The following is a 20,115-nucleotide window of genomic DNA, read 5'->3' on the forward strand; positions in this document are numbered from 1 at the left end:
TCGCCGGGCGGATCGAACCCCGGCGTCGTGGCGCCGACAAACGACAGGGGTATAGTTGTATTGTCCGTGCGTCGTCGGAGATCAATTCCGTGAATCAGATGAATTTCATCCCGCAGCCGCCTCCGCCGCTGCCGGGGACACCGGTTACTTTTGCGGGTGAGCGGGGCGAGTTTTTCGGCCTGGTCGGCCGTGGGGCGCTGCTCGAACTGGTCACACTGGGCTTCTACCGGTTCTGGCTTGCCACCGACATTCGCCGGCACCTGTGGGTGAACACGGCGGTGGATGGCGATGCCGCCGAATATACCGGCCGCGGCAAGGAGCTGCTGATCGGCTTCCTGTTCGCGATGGCGATCCTGGTGCCGATCTATCTGGCTTATTTCATCGTCAGCGTCGAAGCCGAGCGCCTCAAAGGCTTTGCGAGCGTGCCGCTGGTCATCGCGTTCTATGCGTTCGGCCAGTTCGCGATCTATCGCGCGCGGCGCTACCGGCTCACGCGCACGGTGTGGCGCGGCGTCCGCTTCTGGATGGACGGCTCGGGCTGGGCCTATGCCGGACGCGCGATGCTCTGGACGTTGCTGGTCGTCGTCACTCTGGGGCTGGCCTGGCCCTGGCGCGAGGCCGCGCTCGAACGCTACAAGATGCAGCATTCGCATTATGGCGATCTGCGGGGTGATTTCGCTGGCAGCGGCTGGGAGTTCTTCAAGCGCGCCTGGTATCTCTGGCTTTGTGCGCCATTCGCGCTGGTCTTGTTTCCGCTGTTTCCGTTCCTTTACGCGCAGTTCAAAGCGGTCGAATGGCGCTGGTGGCTGTCGGGCATCCGTTTCGGCGGCGTGCGGTTGCAGTCGAGCTTGAGCCCAGGCGCACTTTACGGGCTCTATTGGAAGGTGATCGGCTGGTTCGTTGTGTTGTGGCTGGCCACCGGAGCCTATTTTATCGGCGTCACATGGCTGGCCTTGAAGCTCGGCGGTGCGCCTATCGCGGAGGCGAAGGTCGCAGAGGCGCTCGCCAACAATATCCCGATGCTGATCATGATGGCGCTCGGCTACGTGGCGCTGATCCTGGCGATCAATGTCGTGATGCGGCTCTATTTGTTGCGGGACGTCTGGGCGCGGCTGCTGGCGTCGGTCGAGCTGCATGGTATCGAGGCAATTGCTGACATCTCGGCCAAGGGCGATCTTGCCAGCGCGCTGGGCGAGGGCTTTGCTGACGGTCTCGACGTCGCCGGATTTTGATTCGGGCGCATTCTCCGCATAGGCGCTTGCGATATGGATGAGACGGAGCAGGATCAGTCGGCGCAGGCCGGAGACGGACAGGCGATCTATTTCGACGGACTGTCGAACCGACGGCAGACGGTCACGGTCGTCCTTGCCAACCAGCTCGTGCTGCGCAGCGCCGACAATTTCGTCTCATGGCCGTATCTGGATATCCGGCGGGTCGATGCGCCGAGCGGCATTCTGCGTGTGAGCTGCCTGTCGGCGTCGCCGCTCGCGCGCCTGGAGATTCGCGACCCTGCGCTCGCGTCCGGGATTGTGGCGCGCTGCAGCCGGCTCGACGAGAACAGGCTGACCTCCGGCGCGATCGCGCGGATCATCGGCTGGTCGCTGGCGGCTGCGGCGTCCATCGTCGTGATGGTTCTCTTCGTCGTGCCCTTTGCCGCCGATCGCCTCACGCCGTTGGTGCCGCAGGCGATGGAGCGGCACCTCGGCGAAGCCGCCGAGGTTCAGCTGCAGGCCGTCTTCGGCAACAAGATGTGCCGAGCCGCCGCCGGGCAGGCCGCGTTCGCCAAGCTGGTCGAGGCGCTCCGTGGTCCGGCCGGGCTTGATGCGGACCTGGCGGCACAGGTTCTGGACACGCCGATCCCAAATGCGTTCGCGCTTCCCGGCGGCCGCTTCTTCCTCCTGAGCGGCCTGTTGGCCAAGGCGAACGACCCCGACGAGATCGCCGGCGTGCTGGCGCACGAGCTCGGGCATCTCAAACATCGCGACAATCTGCGGCAGGCGATTCACAATGGCGGCAGCTCGTTCCTGATCGGCCTGTTGTTCGGCGACATCACCGGCGCGGGCGCGGTGATCTTCGCCTCGCGCACGATCGTCACTGCTTCCTATTCGCGCGAAGCCGAGCACGATGCCGACAGTTTCGCGATCGAGGTGATGCACAAGCTGGGACGTCCGGCCGCGCCGATGGGCGAGTTGATGTTCCGTGTCACCGGCAAGGAGGGCGGCAAACAGCCGTCGCTGCTCGCAAGTCATCCGCTGACCGAAGAACGGCTCGCGCGCATGCGCGCCGAAGACCAGCCGCCGAGCGGCCCGCCGCTGCTGACTGCGGAGGAGTGGAGTGCGCTGAAGGGGATTTGCAGGTAGTTGTCGAGTCGTATTGGTGATATGCTCGGGTAGACAAATACTCAACGTCGTCCCGGCGAACGCCGGGACCCATAATCACTGAGCACAGTTGTTTTCGGCGAGCGTTGCGCAGTTTGCCTGCTTGCAGCGCCGCGGCGTATGGGTCCCGGCGTTCGCCGGGACGACTGCGGAGTTTGGCTCTGCGCCAAGGCTCCCACGGCGAGCATATCCGTCAATCCGCCAGGTGGTTCACCTGCTTCACCCAGGCGCGGACGTCGGTCAGCACCTCCGGCAGCACGGCCTTGACCTCGGCGAACGTCATGCCCGCCTTGATGCGTGGATCGTACAGCACATTGAGGATGTACTGGTCGTAGACGTCGAAATAGCCCATCGAGACATTGTCGTTGAACATGGTCCACGGCACGCTCGATGTATCGTTGATCGGGCCGAGCGACTGCAACAGCTCTTCATAGGCGCAATCGAGGAAGACGAAATCGCCGTTGTCCACGGTCAGGATCACGTCGGAATGCTCGATCTCGAAGGCATCGTTCTTGTGGAAGCCGGAGAGGCATTGCGGATCGAGCGAGGTCTTGATCTCGCGCGCCCGTTCGCTGCCATAGTCCTGGCTGATGGTGCGGTAGAGATCGCGGTCGCGCACCAGCTTGACCCGGACATTGGCATCCTCGCCGTTGTCGGTCATCGCAATGTCGAGATGCTGGACCCGTTTGCCGATGTCGCTGACGACCCTGGCGAGCTGCGTCTTGCGATCGGCGCGGTGGCCGTCCGCGAACACGCGCACCGGCGCGTTGTATTTTCTGATGCGATCGACCCGCCCGGCCAGATGGTATTCGGCTCCGAACGCGGTCTTGAAAAAGCCCTCGATGATCTCGGCATCGGTGAAGGTCTTCTTCTCGATCCGCTGCCGCGAGACAATAGCCGGAATGTCCCCGGTCGCCGCGGGGGCGGCCGTGACCGGGACAAGGAGGATGGCGAGCGCTGCCGTCCGAAACATCCACCAGTTTCGGCCGCGCCTCGGCGCGGCACTTCGGCTTTGACCCATGTGTTAGTTCTTGACGATCACCGTGGCGCCGACCGAGACCCGATTGTAGAGGTCGGTGACGTCCTCATTGGTCATCCGGAAGCAGCCTGAGGACACCGCCTGGCCGATGGTTTCCGGTTCGTTGGAGCCGTGGATCCGGTACAGCGTCGATCCCAGATAGAGCGCGCGGGCGCCCAGCGGATTTTCGATGCCCCCGCGCATGTGGCGCGGCAGGTCCGGCCGGCGCCGCAGCATCTGGGAGGGCGGAGTCCAATCCGGCCATTCCTTCTTGGCCGTGATGCGGTGCACACCGCCCCAGCGGAAGCCGTCGCGGCCCACGCCAATGCCATAGCGCAGTGCCTGGCCGCTCGACAGCACGAGATAGAGCCGGCGCTCGGCGGTGTTTATCACGATGGTGCCGGGCGCGTAGTTGGTCGGGTACATCACGGTTTCGCGCGGGATCGGGCTGGCTCCGCTCTGGTAATAGTTCGGCCCGCTGCCGAACAACTCGCGCGTGTCGAAGAATTCCGCCCGGGCCAAGCCGCTGCTGGCGAGCAGCGTCGCCCCGGCCATCGTGACAGCCGCAATCGCCATACCCAATGAACGCGTCATTTCAATCCCCCGGCAAGCTATCGAATTATGCGAAAAGACAGGCCACAAACGGCCGTTTTTCGCAACCCACGGACCCGTGACAAACGGCGTTTCGCCGGCCGCCGTAACCTAAATTCCACGTCCCGAGCATGCGCGATCGGATCTTCCAACAAAGGCGTTAGCCAATCCTTTGCGTTGTTCGTGGTGCCATGGCTGCAATGCAGCTCTGCCCTTTGACTGAGCCGGCGAACAATGATTGATCTCAAATTCCTTGTGGTAAAGCGCGGTGTGAACGGAGCGGATGATGAACGGTGCGGAAAGTCTGGTGCGGACCCTGGTCGCCGGCGGTGTTGACGTCTGCTTCACCAATCCCGGCACCTCGGAGATGCATTTCGTCGCCGCGCTGGACCGGGTCGAAGGCATGCGCTGCGTGCTCGGCCTGTTCGAGGGCGTGGTGACCGGCGCCGCCGACGGCTATTTCCGCATGAAGGGCACCCCGGCCTCGACGCTGCTTCATCTCGGGCCCGGCCTCGCCAACGGCCTTGCCAATCTGCACAACGCCAAGAAGGCGCGCTCCGGCATCGTCAACATCGTCGGCCAGCACGCGACCTACCACATCGGCTTCAACGCGCCGCTCACCTCGGACATCGAAGGGCTGGCGCGGCCGATGTCGGACTGGGTGCGGACCTCGCCGAGCGCCAAGGCGGTGGCGGCGGACGGCGCTGCGGCAATTGCTGCTGCGAAGAGCGCGCCGCCGCAGATCGCGACCCTGATCCTGCCGGCCGATACCGCCTGGAACGAAGCCGATGGCATCGCGACGGTCCCGGCTGAGACCCAGCGTCCGAGCTATTCGGCTGACGCGGTCGAGAAGGCGGCCAAGATCCTGCACGCTCATGGTCCGGAGACGCTGGTGCTGATGACCGCCAGTGCGCTGACCGAGCAGGGGCTTGCCTTCGCGCAGCGGATCGCCGGCAAGACCGGCTGCCGCGTCATGGGCCAGACCTATCATCCACGGATGGCGCGCGGCGCCGGCCGCTTCTCGATCGACCGCATCCCTTACGTGATCGAACAGGCGCTGCCGATCCTGAAGAACTACAAGCATATCGTGCTGGTCGATGCCAACGATCCCGTCGCCTTCTTCGCCTATCCGAACAAGCCGAGCATGTTGAAGGCCGAGGGCACCGAGGTGCACCGGATGACGGCGTGGGGCGAGAATTCCGTCGCCGCGCTGGAAGCGCTGGCCGGCCATCTCGGCGCCAAGGCGTCCGATGTGCAGCCGCAGAAGCTCGCCGAGCTGGTCAAGCCGACCGGCGCGCTGAACCACACCACGATCGCGCAGGCGATCGCTTACGCGATCCCGGAGAACGCGATCGTGGTCGATGAGTCCATCACCACGGGCCGCGGCTTCTTCCCGCCGACCGCGGCCGCCGCCCCGCACGACTGGCTGCAGAACATGGGCGGCTCGATCGGCTTCTCCACGCCCGTTGCGACCGGCGCGGCAGTCGCCTGTCCCGACCGCAAGGTGATGTGCCTGGTCGGCGACGGCAGCGCCATGTACACGATCCAGTCGCTGTGGACCCAGGCGCGCGAGAACCTGAACGTCGTGACCGTCGTGTTCGCCAACCGCATCTATCAGATCCTGCGCGGCGAGTTCGATGGCGTCGGCGCCGGCGAGCCGGGGCAGCGCGCCCAGGACATGCTCAAGATCGACCGGCCGACGCTGGATTTCGTCGCCATGGCCAAGGGCATGGGCGTCCCCGGCCGCGCGGTCACGACCGCCGACGAGTTCAACAAGGCGCTGGCCGAGGCGAACGCGGAAGCCGGGCCGCGCCTGATCGAAGTGCAGATGTAACCCCGCTCGCCCCGCTCGTGGCGGCCGCAAAACGGCCGCCGGTTGATGGCAGCGTCATGACCTCATTATGCGGTTGGCGACTCAGGCCGATTGCGTGTTGTTGGTGACGTCTCCATCCTTTGCTTCTTGGGCAGCATGCACAGTGAATTGAACCGATTGATCTCCGCGCTGCAGGAGTTCTATGCGCGCGAGCGCTTCATTCTTGACCGCGACGTCGGCGAACGCGCGCTGACGCATCGGTTCGCGGTGCATCTGGAGCGCAACTTCCTCGGCTGGGACATCGACTGCGACTACAACCGGCTCGGCGAACGCAGGATGATCCTGCCGCGCGGCAGCATCGTCTCGACCGACGATACGCTCGGCAAGTCCATCTATCCCGACATTGTCGTGCACCGGCGCGCCGTTCCGGAAAACCTGCTGGCGATCGAGGTCCGCAAGGCAAGCAATCACCAGCCGATCGAACATGATCGCCACAAGCTGATGGCGCTGACCGACCCGCATCTCTGGTTCGCCTATTGGATCGGGGTGCTGCTGGTGCTGGATCGGACCGGGGTGAGGGGCGCGGAAGTCTTTGCCGGCGCCCGACTTGACCAGCAGATGACAGCCTGGCTTGCCGTCCGCCTCGTGCATATGGGCCTGCTCGCATCCTGAGACAAAGGATGCTGAGGCCCGGCTGCTCGACCTGGGCAAACAGACGGTCGCCCAGCGCTCGGGCGCGGACCAGATCGACGCGCGTCAGCAAACAGGGGGCTTGCGGGTTGCGGCATGCCGCAATGAACTGCCGCGCTACGCCTCGGACAGCGCGGCAGATCGATGGCCGCTCCGGCAACGGAGCGGCCGGGCGTCTCGAAATGCTTACTGCTTCATCGTGTCGCTGGACGACTTGGTCGACTTCTTCGATTTCTTCTTGGTCTTGCTCATCTTCATGCCGTCGCCCTTGCTCATGGTGTCGCCGCTCTGGGCTGTAGGAGCGGTAGAGCCGCCGGCCTTGTCCTGGGCGAAAGCGGTAGACGACATCAAGGCAACTGCGGCCGTGGCGATGATCAGTTTGCGCATTGCGAAAAAACCTCCATGGGGTTTGGAACCGGCGCACCATAACGGAACTTGCGCCGCGTCGTTCCGTCGCAGGGATCAGTTATTCGTGAGAGTTCCGCCATCCAAAAGCCGCTTTACGCCCTCGCCGCGCGGGAACGGCGCTGGTTCTGTGGCGATTGTCTCGCGTGCAGATACCCATGCGCAGACGAGGAGGCGGACATGGACTGGCAAACGGCAATGATCGCCCACGAGCCGCCGCACGACATGCAGGAAGATGATTTCGGCTACGCCGCTGGCTGGACCATCAGCGGCCTGGCGACGCTCGGCACCATCGTCGCGGTCTGGCTGTTCGCGATCTGATCGAGCATTCAGCACACTGACCAAGCGAAGCGATCGCGGCCACGGCAGATGCCAGAGGCGAGCGAGTGAGGAGCCGCGCGAACGGCTTGAGGTCGGCTAGGCACCGCACCCATATTGGTTGCGGGTAGGATCAGAAGGAGGCCGTCATGCTGATTTGCGATCCGAGACATTTCGCTGTCGCCTTGCTGATAGCCACGCTGCCTATGGGATTTGCCTCCGCCGCCGGGCCCGGCGGTGGCGCGACGTCCGGCGGAATAGGCGCCGGCGTGGGTGCAGGAGGCACGGGAAGTGCCGCCGTCGGAGGCGGAGCACCGACGGGAGCCGTTGGGGGCGGCATCGGTCGGGTGGGGGGCGGATCACCGGGTTCAAGCAATCCAGCCGGTAATGGATCAGCCGGAACAGGAAACCCCAGCACGAATGCCCGCGGACTCGTCGGAAGTGGTACCAATGCGTCATCGGGAGTCACGACCCCCGCGACCAGGAGCGGCACCATCGGTGGTTTGGGTGGTGCTACGGGCGTCGCGCCCGCACCCGCCGACTTGCGTGGCGGCGCCTCGCCGGCCGCATCGAACCCAGAAGGTGCATCAGCAGCAAATAAGACGGTGCCAGAAGCCGTCCACGGTGCGGCGGAGGAGCAGATGCAAGTATCGTCCACTGGACTGTCTCGGCCGGGACCAGACGGATCGACGATCACAGTTCCCGCGCGGCCGTGCGGCCTCGCCGCTCACGAAACGGACGGAACGACAACCTGCATCGGAATTCCGGTTCCGAAGAGAAGCCGCCGATGACTGGCACTGCTGCCGTCGGCTGATCATGGCGTCGATCGCGGTGCTTCGCGGCCGGCGCGCCGCATGGTTGCCGGTGGCCGAGAACGGCGTTGCGCGATCGCCTTATCCCTGGAGTTCGTCTTCCAGCGTCAGCTGCATGAAGACAAGATCGAGCCACTTGTCGAACTTTCGACCAACCGATCGAAGCTGGCCAGCCGTGGAAAAACCGAGCCGTGCATGCAGCTGCAAGGACGGCTCGTTCGTCGCTTCGATCCCGGCGACCATGACGTGCTTGTTCATCGCGCGTGCGCGCGAGACCAGTTCGCTCACCAGCGCATAGCCGACACCAAGTCGTCGTGCGGCGCGATCGACATAAACGGAGTGCTCGACAGTGTGGCGATAGCCGTCCCACGGCCTGAAGGCACCGAACGACGCATAGCCCAGTAACCTGGAACGATCTGAGGCGACCAAGACCGGATAGCCGCTCTGTCTGCGCTCGGCCAGCCAGGCCATCCGCGCCTCAAGATCGGAAGGCCGATCATTCCAGATCGCCGTCGTATGCAGCACCGCATCGTTGTAGATCGATAGGATCGAAGCCGCATCAGCTTCTGCCGCGTCGCGGATTTGCAGTTCATCTATCGGCATCGGCGGCCTCTCGGGATCGACATCCGACTATTGCATCTCTGAGAAGCGCTCAGCAATTCTCAAAGCAGCACCGCGCGAATTCTCATATATTGACCGATCGTCAGCTCCGGTTGGTACATGCGTTGCTCTTGGAGAGGACGGTCGCACGATCGGCAATGAGCCAAATTTTGCGGCTATGTCATCGATACCCACAGGAGCTACAAATGAATTATCCTCTCACGACGCGCCGCGGCGCGCTCGTCGGCGCAGTTGCGGTCGCCGCAACCTCGACGCTTGCTGCTGATAAGGCAGCGGCATCGGGAGTCGGCGGGATCAACGCTGTTCCGCCGCTCGCGGCGCACTGGAATGAGCTCGACCTCGTTGAGATCCTGTCGCGGCCGGCGGCCTACATGTCTGTGAGCCAGAACAAGTCCGTGTACGATCCCGGCGGCGTGCAAGCATCTGAAGGTCACCGCGAACGCGGAAGCCTCGAAGCAACCGTCAAGGTTGTCAACGCGGCGCGAAAGGTGAAAAATTTCGTGTCGTTCAACTGGATCGGCTATGAGGTGTTTCGCGGGAATTATCCGCAATCGGACTTCGATCGCGTGCAATATGCGAGCTGGACCAAGGGGTTGAATTTCAGTTCGGAAATGAAACGGCGAGACAATGAACTCGTCGGGGAATTGCGGGCGCTGGTTCGGCCTGGCGACAATGAGTTCAACGAGCTTGCGCTTCAGACGGCTTTCGCCGGAACGCAATTGCCGCTGGAGCTTGCGCGCAAGCGCATCCAGACGATCGTGCTTACCGGCATTCACCTTGACTGGTGTATCGAGGGAAATGCGCGCGCGGCGCGCGACGCGGGTTACCTTCCGATCGTCATCGGCGACGCCTGCGGTTGCCAGAAGCCCGAACAGGAGGCGGCTGCCATGCAGCGCATCAACAACTTCTTCGCGCCGGTTATCTCCGCGGACCGGTTCGTGGAACTTCTTTCCCAGCGGGCCTAGGATCGATCCGAAGCGTCGCCGCTGGGCGACGCTTCGGAGGGCGCGCTGATGACAGAAGAACTGGACAAAGCGATCGGGACTCGCCTCAAGCAGCTGCGAGTGAAGGCAGGTCTCAGCCTGAACGAACTCGCAGCCCGGTCAGGCGTCAGCCGTGCCATGATCGGGCGAATAGAACGTGCGGAGAGCAGTGCAACGGCGGCACTTCTCGGAAAACTGTGTGCGGCACTCGACGTCACGTTGAGCGCGGTGATCGGCCTTTCGGATCGGCCTCCCGAACGTCTCACCCGGAAGGCGGATCAACCGGTCTGGCGGGATCCGGAAACCGGATATCGTCGCCGTCATGCATCCGCGCTCGATGCGGCCAGCGGCATCGAGATCATCAGTGTCGAGCTGCCTGAAGGGCAGCGCGTGTCCTATAGTCCTTGGGGCAGGCGCGCCTACACGCAGCAACTGCTTCTGCTCGAAGGTCGATTGACGGTCTTCGTCGGAGAAAAGCGCTTTGACCTCGACGAGGGAGACTGTCTCGATTTCGACGTCATGCGACCTGTCGCGTTCGAGAATGCCGGCCACGTGCCGGCAAACTACATCGTGATCGTCAGGCATTCCTAGGCAAGTTGGGCGCATCTGTTCGTCATTTGACGCCCAGGAACGTGACGTGCAGTTCGGCCCTCTCTCAGGGCTCACAGCAAATTTAATGCTTCGGGCGCCCGGCTTGCCGGCGAAACTGCTCAAGTTGCGCTTCCAACAGCGCTTCCGTCGCGGCCCGAGCTTTTGGATCACTATCAATCAGGCTGAAATGGAGCTCGGCTCTTTGAGCAACACGCTCCCATATCTTACTTACGCGATCGAACGGTGGGTCGATCCGCCTCAGCATCATCTCAGATTCGCAGTCGTCCATGTCTTGGGACGTGAACTCGGTGGAGCCATTGGCCCAATGGTTCATCGTAAGTACCCAGAAATCGATCAACTCGGTATCTGGCAGAAGTTGGAACCGTCTCCCTCGCTTCGTGTAACCTTGGACTTTTTCGAGACGTTCATGCTTCAGCAGAGCTTCTAGCTCGTCGCGCCGGTCAATCACTATGCATTCCTTAAAGCATAAAGGCGGTATTAATATGTGAATCGCCTATCTGGTTACCGCATTCGCAGTATAGTTTCCAGCCTAGGTTGAGCGTTTTTGCTGCGGCGTCTTTCTCCCTCCTTGTCGAGAGAGCCGCGCCTGGCGCGCCAGTACCGCACGGGCAGCCACGTAGGCTGTCCGTCGGGGATCGAGCCCGTTGCTTCGTCAATTCTTCCGGCAAGCCTGCTGCAAAATCCGCTTCAGTGCTTCCGCGATCTCTTCCTGCTCGCTTCAGGTCGCGCGCATCGAGCGCATGTAGGAAGAGACCCGCAAGTTCGTCGCCGAGCAGCATAAGCGCGCGCGATGCCGCTCTCGCGAAGCCGGAACGCGTGCAGCGATGACGGCATGGGCTCGGTGGCGATCATGTCGAGGCAGTCGACATCGTCTGCCGCATCACGGGGGTTCACTTGCCGCTGCTCGTTCCGCGAGCCCGATGGCCGGTCCGCAGCTGAAAAGGATCGCGCGTGGTCGGAGAATGGTGGGCGCACAAGGGATCGAACCTTGGACCTCTCCCGTGTGAAGGGAACGCTCTCCCGCTGAGCTATGCGCCCGGATTTCGATGGCGGGGCGGCGATGAAGCCGGCCAGCACCCGAAGCAGTCCGTCGGAGGCTGCGATTTACGAAGTGCAGGCTACCGGTGTCAAGGTTTGCACGGTCTTTCGAGGCGGAATTCCTCGGGTCAAGCCGCAAGAATCGAGCAAGTCGGCCGCATGCGTGTCGCAGGGCGCTAGCTAGCCCCGATCTGGCGGGCGCGCGAGGCGTGGGCCTGCAGGGCGCGGATGCGCTCGGCCAGGGTGCCGCCCTGGATGCCATTCGGGCCGGTGGCGGCCGTGCCGCTCGCATTGCCGTTGGCGGGATGGGGCGGGGCCGGCTCGGCCTCCAGCATCGCCTCGATGGCCGAGTTCGGCCCTTCCAGCTGCATGGCGAGCTTGGCGACCTCCGCGGCGATGTCGTTGATCCGCTCGCGCAACAGGGCGTTCTCCATCCGCTCCTGGGCCCAGGTGCTCTCCGCCTGCTGCTGGATCGTGTTCATCTCGCGCTGCAGCTTGGCGCGTTCGTCGCGGGCGATCCGGAGCTGCTCTTCCAGCGCCGCCTTCTCGCCCTTGAGCTTCTCCACGGCCGAGGATTTGCCGCCGGAGAAGCCGGCGAGCTCCTCGCGCAGCTCCTGCATGCTGCGCTCGGCGGCCGCGTTGGCCTGGCGGAGCTGATTGGTCTCGAAATCGCGCTCGGCCAATAGCTTGCCCTGCGTTGCCAGCCGCGTCTCCAGGTCGGCGGCCCGGCCCGCCAGCATCTCGGCCTCCTTGACCTGAACGATGAGCTGGCGATCGAGGTCGGTGACGCGCTGGCTGAGATTTTCGACCCGGCCGCGCGCGTCGGTCAGCTCGCGCGAGGTCGCCTCCTGCTCGCCGCGCTCCTGCGTCAGCCGCGCCTGCGTCGCGGCAAGGTCGGTCCCGGCCTCGCCGACCCGCGCCTTCAGCTCCTCGATCTGGGTCCGCACCGTGACCAGCTCGATCTGGCGGCTATCCGCCAGCATGGCCCGGTCGTTCAGTTCGGTTGAGAGCCGGGTGAGTTCACTCTGCTTGTTCTTCAGGGCCTGCTCGGCGGCGCGCAAGCCATCGGCCTTGGCGATCACTTCCTCCTCGGTGGCGCGGAGCTGGTCCTTCAGCGCCTTCTCCCGGGCTTCGAGCGCAAAGATCGTGGCGTTCTTCTCGCCGAGTTCGATCTTCATGCGGTTGATCGCATCGGTCTTCTTGCCGAGTTCGGCAAGCTGGTTGGTGGTCTTGCTTTTGAGGGTCTCGAGGCTGAGCTCAAGCCGCCGGGCCGACATGGCGAATTCGGCGCGGAGCTGGTCCTTGTCGGCCTGGATCTCTGCCATCGACAGCGGTGTGGCGGCCTCGAGGCGGCGCGTGGTCAGCCGCACCGCCCGGCTGTGCACCAGGGGCACCAGCATCAAGGCGCACAGCATCGCGACCAGAAAACCGATCGCGAAATAAATGATCGGCTCGACCATGACACGCAACTCCAGGCCAGCTCGCGTAGCGGAGTTGGCGTTCGCAACCCGCTCGCCGCGAGTCCTGATGCGAACGTTACGACCGAAACGTCACGAGCATTACGTTCGCTCGTGGTTCTCTGGTGCCGACATCCGCAAAAGTAGTTCCCAGACGGGATACGTATGTCAGCCTCAAAACCACGAGGCTTGATAGAATCACATTGCCACGCCAGCAGGGGCTAACGCCAGCATGTCGCCGCGCCAATGTCGATCAGTCAGTGCAAAATGTGTCTGATCGGTATCAGAACGGGTTCCAGGTCGGGCTCGGAGTGTATTTGAGATAGCCGACATTGGCCCCGAGCCTCAGGCCGATACCGGAGCGGATCGGCACCAGCACGATGTTGTTGGCGGTGAGCGCGGTCATGCCGAAGCCGCCGACGATATAGGCCGAGCCGTCGATCCCGACGAAGCGCTGATAGATCGCGCTGGTCGCGGGCAGGTTATAGACCAGCGTCATCGTGCGCGCGCCGTCGCCGCCCCAGTCGAAACCGACCGAGGGCCCCTGCCAATAGACACGCAGGTCGCCGGCGTTCTTGGTGTAGAGCGTGCCCTCGCCGTAGCGCAGGCCGGCCACGAACGCGCCCGAGCCTTCTTCGCCGAGCACGTAGCCGTTCGGCAGCCCCCATTGGCTGACCGCGCGCTCGATCACCGAGGCGAGGCCGCGCGAGACGTTGCCGAAGAAGTGATGGCCGGCGGTGACCAACTCGTCAGGTCCGTAATTGTCCGGCCCGGGCGCGCGCTGTGGCGGTGGCGCGCTCGGGGGGGGCGGCGCCTGCTGCGCACTCGCCGGCAGAGCCAGCGCGAGACAGGCCGCAAGCGTCGCGGCAACAACGCGGGAAACGAAGCTCATGAAAGGATCCCCTGCAATCGAATGTCCGACCGTCGCTTAACCTGACGCCAACCACCCGCGAGCGATGATCAGAGAAGGGCATGGCCCCCTTCGACTAGCATCTTATCGGCACCAACTATGACCGGACAACGGCAACAACGAAACCTCGGAGGGGCAACGTCGCGGTTTTGCCTGGGAATAGTCGCGATTCTGTTTCTGGCGGCTGCCTCCGCCGCCGTCGCCGGAGCCCGGGCCGCCACCACCGAACGCGTCATCACCAACCGCTTCAGTGGGCTTGCCATCGACGGCTACGACCCGGTGGCCTATTTCGTCAATGGTAAGCCGATGCAGGGCCTGCAGGAGTTCGAGGCCTGGCAGGGCGGGGTGGTCTGGCGCTTCCACAATGAAGGCAACCGGGCGTCCTTCCTGGCCCATCCGGAAATCTATGGCCCGCAATTCGGCGGCTATGACCCGACCGATGTCGCCCGCGGCGTCACCGTCGCTGGTAATCCGCGGCTCTGGCTCGTGGCCGATCAGCGGCTGTTCCTGTTCAGCCGCGAAGACAATCGCGACAGCTTCGCGGCCGATCCCGACCGCTATTTACGCCAGGCCGCCGAGCGCTGGCCGGCGCTGATGCAGGATCTTCCGGAATAGGAACGGCGCAATCGCTTCAGGCTGCCGGCGCGACGGCGGCCGGATCTCCCCAGGCGATGAACGCGGGGATGATGAAGCCCTCGCGCCCTTCGCCGAAGCGCAAGGGGGCGCCGGTTGCGGTGGTGACCGCGCCGCCGGCCGCCGTCACCACCGCATGGCCCGCGGCCACGTCCCATTCGGAGGTCGGCGCCAGTCGCGGATAGATGTCGACCGTCCCTTCTGCGAGCCGTCCGAATTTCACCGCCGAGCCGAGCGGCAGCTTGACCGCTCCGGGGCGGCTTTCAATGAACGCCTCGGTCCGGGGATCCCCATGCGACCTGCTGACGGCCGCAACCCAGCGGTCGCCGGCTTTCGGCAAGGGACGCGTGTGGATCGGCGTTGGCGGCCCGATCCGATCATCCTCGAACGTCAGCCGCTCAGCGCCACGGCCGACCAGTCCCCGCCACAGCAATCCCAGCGCCGGTGCGCAGACAATCCCGAGCAGGGGGGTGGCCGCTGTGACCAGCGCGAGATTGACGGTGAACTCGCCGCGGCCGGCGACGAACTCCTTGGTGCCGTCGAGCGGATCGACCAGGAAGAAGCTGCCGCGAAATGGGCTAGCTGCCGCGCTGGCCCGTTCTTCCGAGAGGGTCGGAATTTCAGGCGCAATCCGCGCAAGACCCTTGGCGATCACCCGGTCGGCGGCAAGGTCCGCTTCCGTGACCGGAGAGCCGTCCGATTTTTCGGTGACCGCCATCGCCCGGCGGTTGACGGCGAGAATGGCCTCCCCGGCCTCCACGACCAGTTGGGTCAGTGGCTCCATCAGCGCCGCGGCAGCCTCGAGGTCGACGATGGGTTCTTTAGCTGCCCCGGGGGTCATGGCGATTTCGTCCTCTGGAATGACACGAGCAGGCGACACAGGATTGGCGAGGGCCCGCGTTCTGCCATGTGTCACGATTTCGGGTCTTCGCGCGAGTCTTGCGCGGCCGGTATTCGATTGTTCGGGTGTGAAAGCGATGTGGGAGCGCAACGTCTGCCCGCAAAAACCTATACGCGGTTTTGCGGATCGGTCCTAAGCTCAGGTGGCCGTTCATGCGCTCGCAGTGTATCAAGCCTGAAAGGCTCCATGATTCGTCCGGTTTTTTCAGGAACTTCGAATGTCAAGCACATCGTCTCCCGCTCCTGCGTCTCAGCATCCTGCCCCCGATACGCTCGAACTGGCAGCATTGCTCTGCTCCAAGGTGTGCCACGATCTGATCAGTCCGGTCGGCGCCATCGTCAATGGGCTCGAGGTTCTCGACGACAATCCGAAACCTGAGGATCGCGATTTCGCGCTCGAGCTGATCCGCAAGAGCGCCAAGACGGCGTCGGCCCGGCTGCAGTTCTGCCGGCTCGCCTTCGGCGCGGCGGGCTCCTCCGGCGCGCAGATCGATCTCGGCGATGCCCAGACCATGGCGCGCGGCCAGATCGAGGATGCCAAGACCTCGATCGTCTGGAATCTGCCGCGGCTGCTGCTGCCGAAGAACAGGGTCAAGCTGCTGCTCAACATGATGGTCATTGCGCAGCAGACGATTCCGCGCGGCGGCGTCCTGACCGTCGATCCGGTCGGAGAAGGCGAAGCCATCAGCTTCCGCGTGTCCGCCACCGGCCTCAACGCCCGTCTGCCGCAGAACATCGTCAATCTTCTCGGCGCAACTCATGAGGGGCCGATCGATGCGCATGCGGTGCAGCCTTATTATACGCGTCTGCTGGCGGAAGCTTGCGGGCTGAAGGTGACGCTGGTGGCCGAAGGCGAGGCGATGGTGGTTTCCGCCTCTTGATGTCCGAAGCCGCGCGCGGTCTCGCGTGCGTTATGGTTAATCAAAGCTTGCGATAGTTCTCCGGCGATCGTTGAATCGGCGGAGGAATCTTATCTCTTTGTTGAGCCCATTCATTTCCGCTTACTCAACCAATATTAAACGGTTTGCATCGAAACTGGCCACGGTTTGAAGGCGCGTCATGTCGCGTGCCGCTGCGTGCGAAGGCCTGGTTTCATGGATGATCTGTTGCGTGAGTTTTTGACGGAGACCAGCGAAAGCCTGGATACTGTCGACAATCAGCTGGTGCGGTTCGAGCAGGAGCCGAACAACGCCAAGATCCTGGATAACATTTTCCGTTTGGTGCACACGATCAAGGGGACCTGCGGCTTCCTCGGCCTGCCGCGGCTGGAAGCGCTGGCGCACGCCGCCGAGACCTTGATGGGCAAGTTCCGCGACGGCATGCCGGTGACCGGCGAGGCCGTGACCTTGATCCTGACCACGATCGACCGGATCAAAGACATTCTGGGACAGCTCGAGGCGACCGAGGCCGAGCCCGAAGGCGCCGATCGCGACCTCATCGATGAGCTCGAGGCGATGGTCGAGCGCGGCATGGCGGCCATGGCGGCGGGCGGAGCGCCAGCCGAGGCGGCGGCACCTGCAGCGGTGGAGCCGGCGGTCGCGAAGGGCACGCTGATCGATCAGACCTTGGAGCGGCCGCTGCGTCCGGGCGAAGTCTCGCTCGACGAATTGGAGCGCGCCTTCCGCGAGACCGCGATCGAAGTGCCGGCCGCGCATGAGCAGGCGAAGCCCGTCGCCCCAGCACCCGCCGCCAAGACCGACGCAAAGACCGAGGCCGCCAAGGCCGAGCCGAAGAAAGACGCCAAGCCCTCGCGGCTCAGCAAGGCCGCCGCCGAAACCGAGGTTCAGGAGAGCGACAAGGTCGCCAACCAGTCGATCCGCGTCAATGTCGACACGCTCGAACATCTGATGACGATGGTCTCCGAGCTGGTCCTGACCCGCAACCAATTGCTCGAGATCGCCCGTCGCAACGAGGACACCGAGTTCAAGGTGCCGCTGCAGCGGCTGTCCAACGTCACCGCCGAGCTGCAGGAAGGCGTCATGAAGACGCGCATGCAGCCGATCGGCAATGCCTGGCAGAAGCTGCCGCGCATCGTCCGCGATCTCGCCACCGAGCTCGGCAAGCAGATCGAGCTCGAGATGCACGGCGCCGACACCGAGCTCGACCGCCAGGTGCTCGACCTGATCAAGGATCCGCTCACCCACATGGTGCGCAACTCCGCCGATCATGGCCTGGAGACCACCGCCGAGCGTGCCGCCGCGGGCAAGCCGGAGCAGGGCACCATCCGCCTGTCCGCCTATCATGAAGGCGGCCACATCATCATCTGCATCGCCGACAACGGCCGCGGGCTCAACACCGAGCGGATCAAGGCCAAGGCGCTCGGCAACGGCCTCGTCAGCGAGGCCGAGCTCGAGAAGATGACGGAAGCCCAGATCCACAAATTCATCTTCGAGCCGGGCTTCTCGACCGCCGCCGCCATCACCTCGGTGTCGGGCCGCGGCGTCGGCATGGACGTGGTGCGCACCAATATCGACCAGATCGGCGGCACCATCGACATCAAGTCGGTGGCCGGCGAAGGCACCTCGGTCACCATCAAGATCCCGCTGACGCTCGCCATCGTCTCGGCGCTGATCGTCGAGGCCGGCGGCGACCGCTTCGCGATCCCGCAATTGGCGGTGGTCGAACTGGTGCGGGCGCGCGCCAATTCCGAGCACCGCATCGAGCGCATCAAGGACACCGCGGTCTTGCGCCTGCGCAACAAGCTGCTGCCCTTGATGCACCTGAAGAAGCTGTTGCGGATCGACGACGGCTCGTCCTCGGATCCGGAGAACGGCTTCATCGTGGTGACCCAGGTCGGCAGCCAGACCTTCGGCATCGTGGTCGACGGCGTGTTCCACACCGAGGAGATCGTGGTCAAGCCGATGTCGACCAAGCTGCGCCACATCGACATGTTCTCCGGCAACACCATCCTGGGCGACGGCGCCGTGATCATGATCATCGATCCGAACGGCATTGCGAAAGCGCTCGGCGCCGCCGGCTCGGCCTCGCAAGGCGTCGCCGACGAGCATGCGCTGCATCACGCCACCACCGGCGAGCAGCTCACCTCGCTGTTGGTGTTCCGCGCCGGCACGGCGCAGCCCAAGGCGGTGCCGCTGGCGCTGGTCACGCGGCTGGAAGAGATCGCGGCCGACAAGATCGAGATCAGTAACGGCCGCTACATGGTGCAGTACCGCGATCAGCTGATGCCGCTGGTGCAGATGGAGGGCGTCTCGGTCCAGACCTCGGGTTCGCAGCCGATCCTGGTGTTCGCCGACGAGACCCGCGCCATGGGCCTCGTGGTCGACGAGATCATCGACATCGTCGAGGAGCGCCTCCACATCCAGGTCTCCGGCTCCCGCGACGGCATTCTCGGCTCGGCGGTGATCAAGGGCCAGGCCACCGAAGTGATCGACGTCGGCCACTTCCTGCCGATGGCGTTCGCCGACTGGTTCATCCGCAAGGAGATGGCCACCGAGGCGCAGACGCAGTCGGTACTCCTGGTCGACGACTCGCCGTTCTTCCGCAACATGCTGGCGCCGGTGCTGAAGTCGGCGGGCTACAAGGTGCGCACCGCAAGCTCGGCGATCGAGGGGCTGGCGGCGCTGCGCTCGGGCCAGAGCTACAACATCGTCGTCACCGACATCGAGATGCCGGAGATGAACGGCTTCGAGTTCGCCGAGACCATCCGCGCCGATCAGCACCTGCACCATCTGCCTGTGATCGCGGTGTCCTCGCTGGTGTCGCCGGCGGCGATCGAGCGCGGCCGCCAGGCCGGGTTCTACGACTACATCGCCAAGTTCGACCGTCCGGGGCTGATCGCGGCGCTGAAGGAACAGGTCGAAGAGCAGGCCCGCGCCGAAGCCGCCAAGCAGGCCGCCTAACCGCAGCCGCCTCAAGGAGTAGCGTTAAGATGAGCATCAAGACCGAAACCAGCGACGGCGCGGTTGCCGAGTATGTCACCGCCGTGATCGGCGGCCAGCTGTTCGGATTGTCGATCTCGCGGGTGCAGGACGTGTTCATGCCGGAACGGCTGACGCGGGTGCCGCTGTCCTCGGTGGAGATCGCGGGCGTCCTGAACCTGCGCGGCCGCATCGTCACCGTGATCGACATGCGCGCGCGGCTCGGCCTTGCCAAGGCCGACGACGGCAAGCCGCCGATGGCGGTCGGCGTCGACCTGCGCGGCGAGTCCTATGGCCTCCTGATCGACCAGATCGGCGAGGTGCTGCGGCTGCCCGAGGATGGCCGCGAGGAGAACCCGGTCAATCTCGATCCGCGCATGGCCAAGCTCGCCGGCGGCGTCCATCGCCTCGACGGCCAGCTCATGGTCATCCTCGACGTCGATCGCGTGCTCGAGCTCGCACAAGACAAGATGGCTGCCTAGTGCGGCGCATTCGGAGCGCCGATCGATTCCTCTGCGTATTCTCGATCGGAACTTCGATTCAAAGCCGCGCTAGATTCACAGTTGCTGGTAGCACCAGGCCCTCGATGACGAGGCGATATGCACGAGAGTATTGGGTCGGAAAAACCTGAGGGGCTGACATGAGAACATGCCTTGTAGTCGACGATTCGAGCGTCATTCGAAAGGTTGCGCGACGTATCCTGGAAGGGTTGGATTTCCAGATCCTGGAGGCCGAGGACGGCGAGCAGGCGCTGGAGATCTGCAAGCGCGGCCTGCCCGACGCCGTCCTGCTCGATTGGAACATGCCGGTGATGGACGGCTACGAGTTTCTCGGCGCCCTCAGGCGCATGCCCGGAGGCGACGCGCCGAAAGTGGTGTTCTGCACCACGGAGAACGACGTCGCTCACATCGCCCGCGCACTGCATGCGGGCGCCAACGAATACATCATGAAGCCGTTCGACAAGGACATCGTGACGGCCAAATTCATGGAAGTTGGATTGATCTGAAGCGTTTCCTCCGGGACGAACAGACGCCGTTCAGTATTGCGTTCGGCGTCGT

General features: G+C 64.1%; 20 protein-coding genes and 1 tRNA gene. 12 read left to right on the plus strand and 9 right to left on the minus strand.

All coding sequences use genetic code 11. The annotated features are described in order from the left end of the window. Positions 1 to 98 precede the first annotated feature (98 nt). On the plus strand, positions 99 to 1,232 hold the full coding sequence (locus QX071_RS08430) for a DUF898 family protein (protein WP_315703093.1): 1,134 nt from the start codon (positions 99 to 101) through the stop codon (positions 1,230 to 1,232). 33 nt (positions 1,233 to 1,265) lie between these two features. Next, complete coding sequence (locus tag QX071_RS08435; protein ID WP_315701339.1) at positions 1,266 to 2,360, plus strand: M48 family metallopeptidase; 1,095 nt, start codon at positions 1,266 to 1,268, stop codon at positions 2,358 to 2,360. Between the two features lie 211 nt (positions 2,361 to 2,571). Here the strand turns inward: QX071_RS08435 and QX071_RS08440 are convergent, their stop codons facing one another. After that, a complete protein-coding gene (locus QX071_RS08440) occupies positions 2,572 to 3,351 on the minus strand; it encodes a DUF2927 domain-containing protein (protein ID WP_315701338.1) in 780 nt (259 codons plus the stop codon). 51 nt (positions 3,352 to 3,402) lie between these two features. After that, the gene (locus QX071_RS08445) at positions 3,403 to 3,990 is read right to left on the minus strand and encodes a L,D-transpeptidase (protein ID WP_315701337.1); all 588 of its coding nucleotides are present in this window, start codon (positions 3,988 to 3,990) and stop codon (positions 3,403 to 3,405) included. A gap of 283 nt (positions 3,991 to 4,273) precedes the next feature. On the opposite strand from QX071_RS08445, the gene QX071_RS08450 reads away from it, so the two are divergent. Both QX071_RS08450 and QX071_RS08455 read left to right on the plus strand, forming a co-directional pair. After that, positions 4,274 to 5,821, plus strand: a complete 1,548-nt coding sequence (locus QX071_RS08450) for an acetolactate synthase large subunit (RefSeq protein WP_315701336.1) — start codon at positions 4,274 to 4,276, stop codon at positions 5,819 to 5,821. A 135-nt stretch (positions 5,822 to 5,956) separates the two neighbouring features. After that, the gene (locus QX071_RS08455) at positions 5,957 to 6,472 is read left to right on the plus strand and encodes a hypothetical protein (RefSeq protein ID WP_315701335.1); all 516 of its coding nucleotides are present in this window, start codon (positions 5,957 to 5,959) and stop codon (positions 6,470 to 6,472) included. Between the two features lie 204 nt (positions 6,473 to 6,676). Here the strand turns inward: QX071_RS08455 and QX071_RS08460 are convergent, their stop codons facing one another. Further along, positions 6,677 to 6,877 (minus strand): hypothetical protein, encoded by a 201-nt coding sequence (locus QX071_RS08460; RefSeq protein WP_315701334.1) that lies wholly within the window; start codon positions 6,875 to 6,877, stop codon positions 6,677 to 6,679. Positions 6,878 to 7,075: 198 nt separating this feature from the next. On the opposite strand from QX071_RS08460, the gene QX071_RS08465 reads away from it, so the two are divergent. Next, entirely contained in the window at positions 7,076 to 7,216 is a 141-nt protein-coding gene (locus QX071_RS08465) for a hypothetical protein (RefSeq protein ID WP_315701333.1), read from the plus strand. A gap of 890 nt (positions 7,217 to 8,106) precedes the next feature. Here the strand turns inward: QX071_RS08465 and QX071_RS08470 are convergent. Then, positions 8,107 to 8,628, minus strand: coding sequence for a GNAT family N-acetyltransferase (locus QX071_RS08470; RefSeq protein ID WP_315701331.1), 522 nt, complete (start codon positions 8,626 to 8,628; stop codon positions 8,107 to 8,109). A gap of 155 nt (positions 8,629 to 8,783) precedes the next feature. Between QX071_RS08470 and QX071_RS08475 the strand changes: the two genes are divergently transcribed. Continuing rightward, complete coding sequence (locus tag QX071_RS08475; protein ID WP_315701330.1) at positions 8,784 to 9,611, plus strand: cysteine hydrolase; 828 nt, start codon at positions 8,784 to 8,786, stop codon at positions 9,609 to 9,611. A gap of 48 nt (positions 9,612 to 9,659) precedes the next feature. Then, positions 9,660 to 10,220: a helix-turn-helix domain-containing protein gene (locus QX071_RS08480; protein ID WP_409977732.1), complete on the plus strand. Its 561-nt coding sequence runs from the start codon at positions 9,660 to 9,662 to the stop codon at positions 10,218 to 10,220. A gap of 82 nt (positions 10,221 to 10,302) precedes the next feature. Here QX071_RS08480 and QX071_RS08485 read toward each other — a convergent pair whose 3' ends face one another. The 4 genes from QX071_RS08485 to QX071_RS08500 all read right to left on the minus strand — a co-directional run bounded on the left by QX071_RS08485 (position 10,303) and on the right by QX071_RS08500 (position 13,628). Then, positions 10,303 to 10,689: a hypothetical protein gene (locus QX071_RS08485; RefSeq protein WP_315701329.1), complete on the minus strand. Its 387-nt coding sequence runs from the start codon at positions 10,687 to 10,689 to the stop codon at positions 10,303 to 10,305. A gap of 515 nt (positions 10,690 to 11,204) precedes the next feature. Next, positions 11,205 to 11,279: transfer RNA gene (locus QX071_RS08490), tRNA-Val, on the minus strand. Positions 11,280 to 11,455: 176 nt separating this feature from the next. Then, positions 11,456 to 12,739 (minus strand): hypothetical protein, encoded by a 1,284-nt coding sequence (locus tag QX071_RS08495; RefSeq protein ID WP_316171579.1) that lies wholly within the window; start codon positions 12,737 to 12,739, stop codon positions 11,456 to 11,458. A 280-nt stretch (positions 12,740 to 13,019) separates the two neighbouring features. Continuing rightward, positions 13,020 to 13,628 carry a DUF1134 domain-containing protein gene (locus QX071_RS08500; RefSeq protein WP_315701270.1) on the minus strand — a complete coding sequence of 203 codons (609 nt, stop codon included), beginning with the start codon at positions 13,626 to 13,628 and terminating at the stop codon, positions 13,020 to 13,022. 117 nt (positions 13,629 to 13,745) lie between these two features. Here QX071_RS08500 and QX071_RS08505 point away from each other — a divergent pair, with 117 nt between their 5' ends. Next, positions 13,746 to 14,261: a YHS domain-containing (seleno)protein gene (locus QX071_RS08505; RefSeq protein WP_316171581.1), complete on the plus strand. Its 516-nt coding sequence runs from the start codon at positions 13,746 to 13,748 to the stop codon at positions 14,259 to 14,261. 16 nt (positions 14,262 to 14,277) lie between these two features. Here the strand turns inward: QX071_RS08505 and cysQ are convergent, their stop codons facing one another. Next, positions 14,278 to 15,120 (minus strand): 3'(2'),5'-bisphosphate nucleotidase CysQ, encoded by an 843-nt coding sequence (cysQ, locus tag QX071_RS08510; protein WP_316171583.1) that lies wholly within the window; start codon positions 15,118 to 15,120, stop codon positions 14,278 to 14,280. A gap of 277 nt (positions 15,121 to 15,397) precedes the next feature. On the opposite strand from cysQ, the gene chpT reads away from it, so the two are divergent. The 4 genes from chpT (at position 15,398) to QX071_RS08530 (ending at position 20,063) form a co-directional block, all read left to right on the plus strand. Next, positions 15,398 to 16,060 carry a histidine phosphotransferase ChpT gene (gene chpT, locus QX071_RS08515; protein ID WP_316171585.1) on the plus strand — a complete coding sequence of 221 codons (663 nt, stop codon included), beginning with the start codon at positions 15,398 to 15,400 and terminating at the stop codon, positions 16,058 to 16,060. A 213-nt stretch (positions 16,061 to 16,273) separates the two neighbouring features. Then, positions 16,274 to 19,039, plus strand: coding sequence for a hybrid sensor histidine kinase/response regulator (locus tag QX071_RS08520; RefSeq protein ID WP_315701266.1), 2,766 nt, complete (start codon positions 16,274 to 16,276; stop codon positions 19,037 to 19,039). A 29-nt stretch (positions 19,040 to 19,068) separates the two neighbouring features. Then, positions 19,069 to 19,539 (plus strand): chemotaxis protein CheW, encoded by a 471-nt coding sequence (locus QX071_RS08525; protein ID WP_315701265.1) that lies wholly within the window; start codon positions 19,069 to 19,071, stop codon positions 19,537 to 19,539. A 158-nt stretch (positions 19,540 to 19,697) separates the two neighbouring features. Further along, the gene (locus QX071_RS08530) at positions 19,698 to 20,063 is read left to right on the plus strand and encodes a response regulator (protein ID WP_315701264.1); all 366 of its coding nucleotides are present in this window, start codon (positions 19,698 to 19,700) and stop codon (positions 20,061 to 20,063) included. Positions 20,064 to 20,115 lie beyond the last annotated feature (52 nt).

It is taken from the genome of Bradyrhizobium sp. SZCCHNS1022 (assembly GCF_032484835.1).
Taxonomy (GTDB): domain Bacteria; phylum Pseudomonadota; class Alphaproteobacteria; order Rhizobiales; family Xanthobacteraceae; genus Bradyrhizobium.

What these genes read in the sequence shown, in the direction of transcription:
- QX071_RS08445 (WP_315701337.1), bottom strand. Translation starts at nt 3,990, where the DNA reads ATGACGCGTTCATTGGGTATGGCGATTGCGGCTGTCACGATGGCCGGG.
- QX071_RS08450 (WP_315701336.1), top strand. Translation starts at nt 4,274, where the DNA reads ATGAACGGTGCGGAAAGTCTGGTGCGGACCCTGGTCGCCGGCGGTGTT.
- QX071_RS08435 (WP_315701339.1), top strand. Translation starts at nt 1,266, where the DNA reads ATGGATGAGACGGAGCAGGATCAGTCGGCGCAGGCCGGAGACGGACAG.
- QX071_RS08525 (WP_315701265.1), top strand. Translation starts at nt 19,069, where the DNA reads ATGAGCATCAAGACCGAAACCAGCGACGGCGCGGTTGCCGAGTATGTC.
- QX071_RS08480 (WP_409977732.1), top strand. Translation starts at nt 9,660, where the DNA reads ATGACAGAAGAACTGGACAAAGCGATCGGGACTCGCCTCAAGCAGCTG.
- cysQ (WP_316171583.1), bottom strand. Translation starts at nt 15,120, where the DNA reads ATGACCCCCGGGGCAGCTAAAGAACCCATCGTCGACCTCGAGGCTGCC.
- QX071_RS08500 (WP_315701270.1), bottom strand. Translation starts at nt 13,628, where the DNA reads ATGAGCTTCGTTTCCCGCGTTGTTGCCGCGACGCTTGCGGCCTGTCTC.
- QX071_RS08470 (WP_315701331.1), bottom strand. Translation starts at nt 8,628, where the DNA reads ATGCCGATAGATGAACTGCAAATCCGCGACGCGGCAGAAGCTGATGCG.
- QX071_RS08440 (WP_315701338.1), bottom strand. Translation starts at nt 3,351, where the DNA reads ATGTTTCGGACGGCAGCGCTCGCCATCCTCCTTGTCCCGGTCACGGCC.
- QX071_RS08505 (WP_316171581.1), top strand. Translation starts at nt 13,746, where the DNA reads ATGACCGGACAACGGCAACAACGAAACCTCGGAGGGGCAACGTCGCGG.
- QX071_RS08455 (WP_315701335.1), top strand. Translation starts at nt 5,957, where the DNA reads ATGCACAGTGAATTGAACCGATTGATCTCCGCGCTGCAGGAGTTCTAT.
- QX071_RS08460 (WP_315701334.1), bottom strand. Translation starts at nt 6,877, where the DNA reads ATGCGCAAACTGATCATCGCCACGGCCGCAGTTGCCTTGATGTCGTCT.
- QX071_RS08465 (WP_315701333.1), top strand. Translation starts at nt 7,076, where the DNA reads ATGGACTGGCAAACGGCAATGATCGCCCACGAGCCGCCGCACGACATG.
- chpT (WP_316171585.1), top strand. Translation starts at nt 15,398, where the DNA reads ATGTCAAGCACATCGTCTCCCGCTCCTGCGTCTCAGCATCCTGCCCCC.
- QX071_RS08475 (WP_315701330.1), top strand. Translation starts at nt 8,784, where the DNA reads ATGAGCCAAATTTTGCGGCTATGTCATCGATACCCACAGGAGCTACAA.
- QX071_RS08530 (WP_315701264.1), top strand. Translation starts at nt 19,698, where the DNA reads ATGAGAACATGCCTTGTAGTCGACGATTCGAGCGTCATTCGAAAGGTT.
- QX071_RS08495 (WP_316171579.1), bottom strand. Translation starts at nt 12,739, where the DNA reads ATGGTCGAGCCGATCATTTATTTCGCGATCGGTTTTCTGGTCGCGATG.
- QX071_RS08430 (WP_315703093.1), top strand. Translation starts at nt 99, where the DNA reads ATGAATTTCATCCCGCAGCCGCCTCCGCCGCTGCCGGGGACACCGGTT.
- QX071_RS08520 (WP_315701266.1), top strand. Translation starts at nt 16,274, where the DNA reads ATGGATGATCTGTTGCGTGAGTTTTTGACGGAGACCAGCGAAAGCCTG.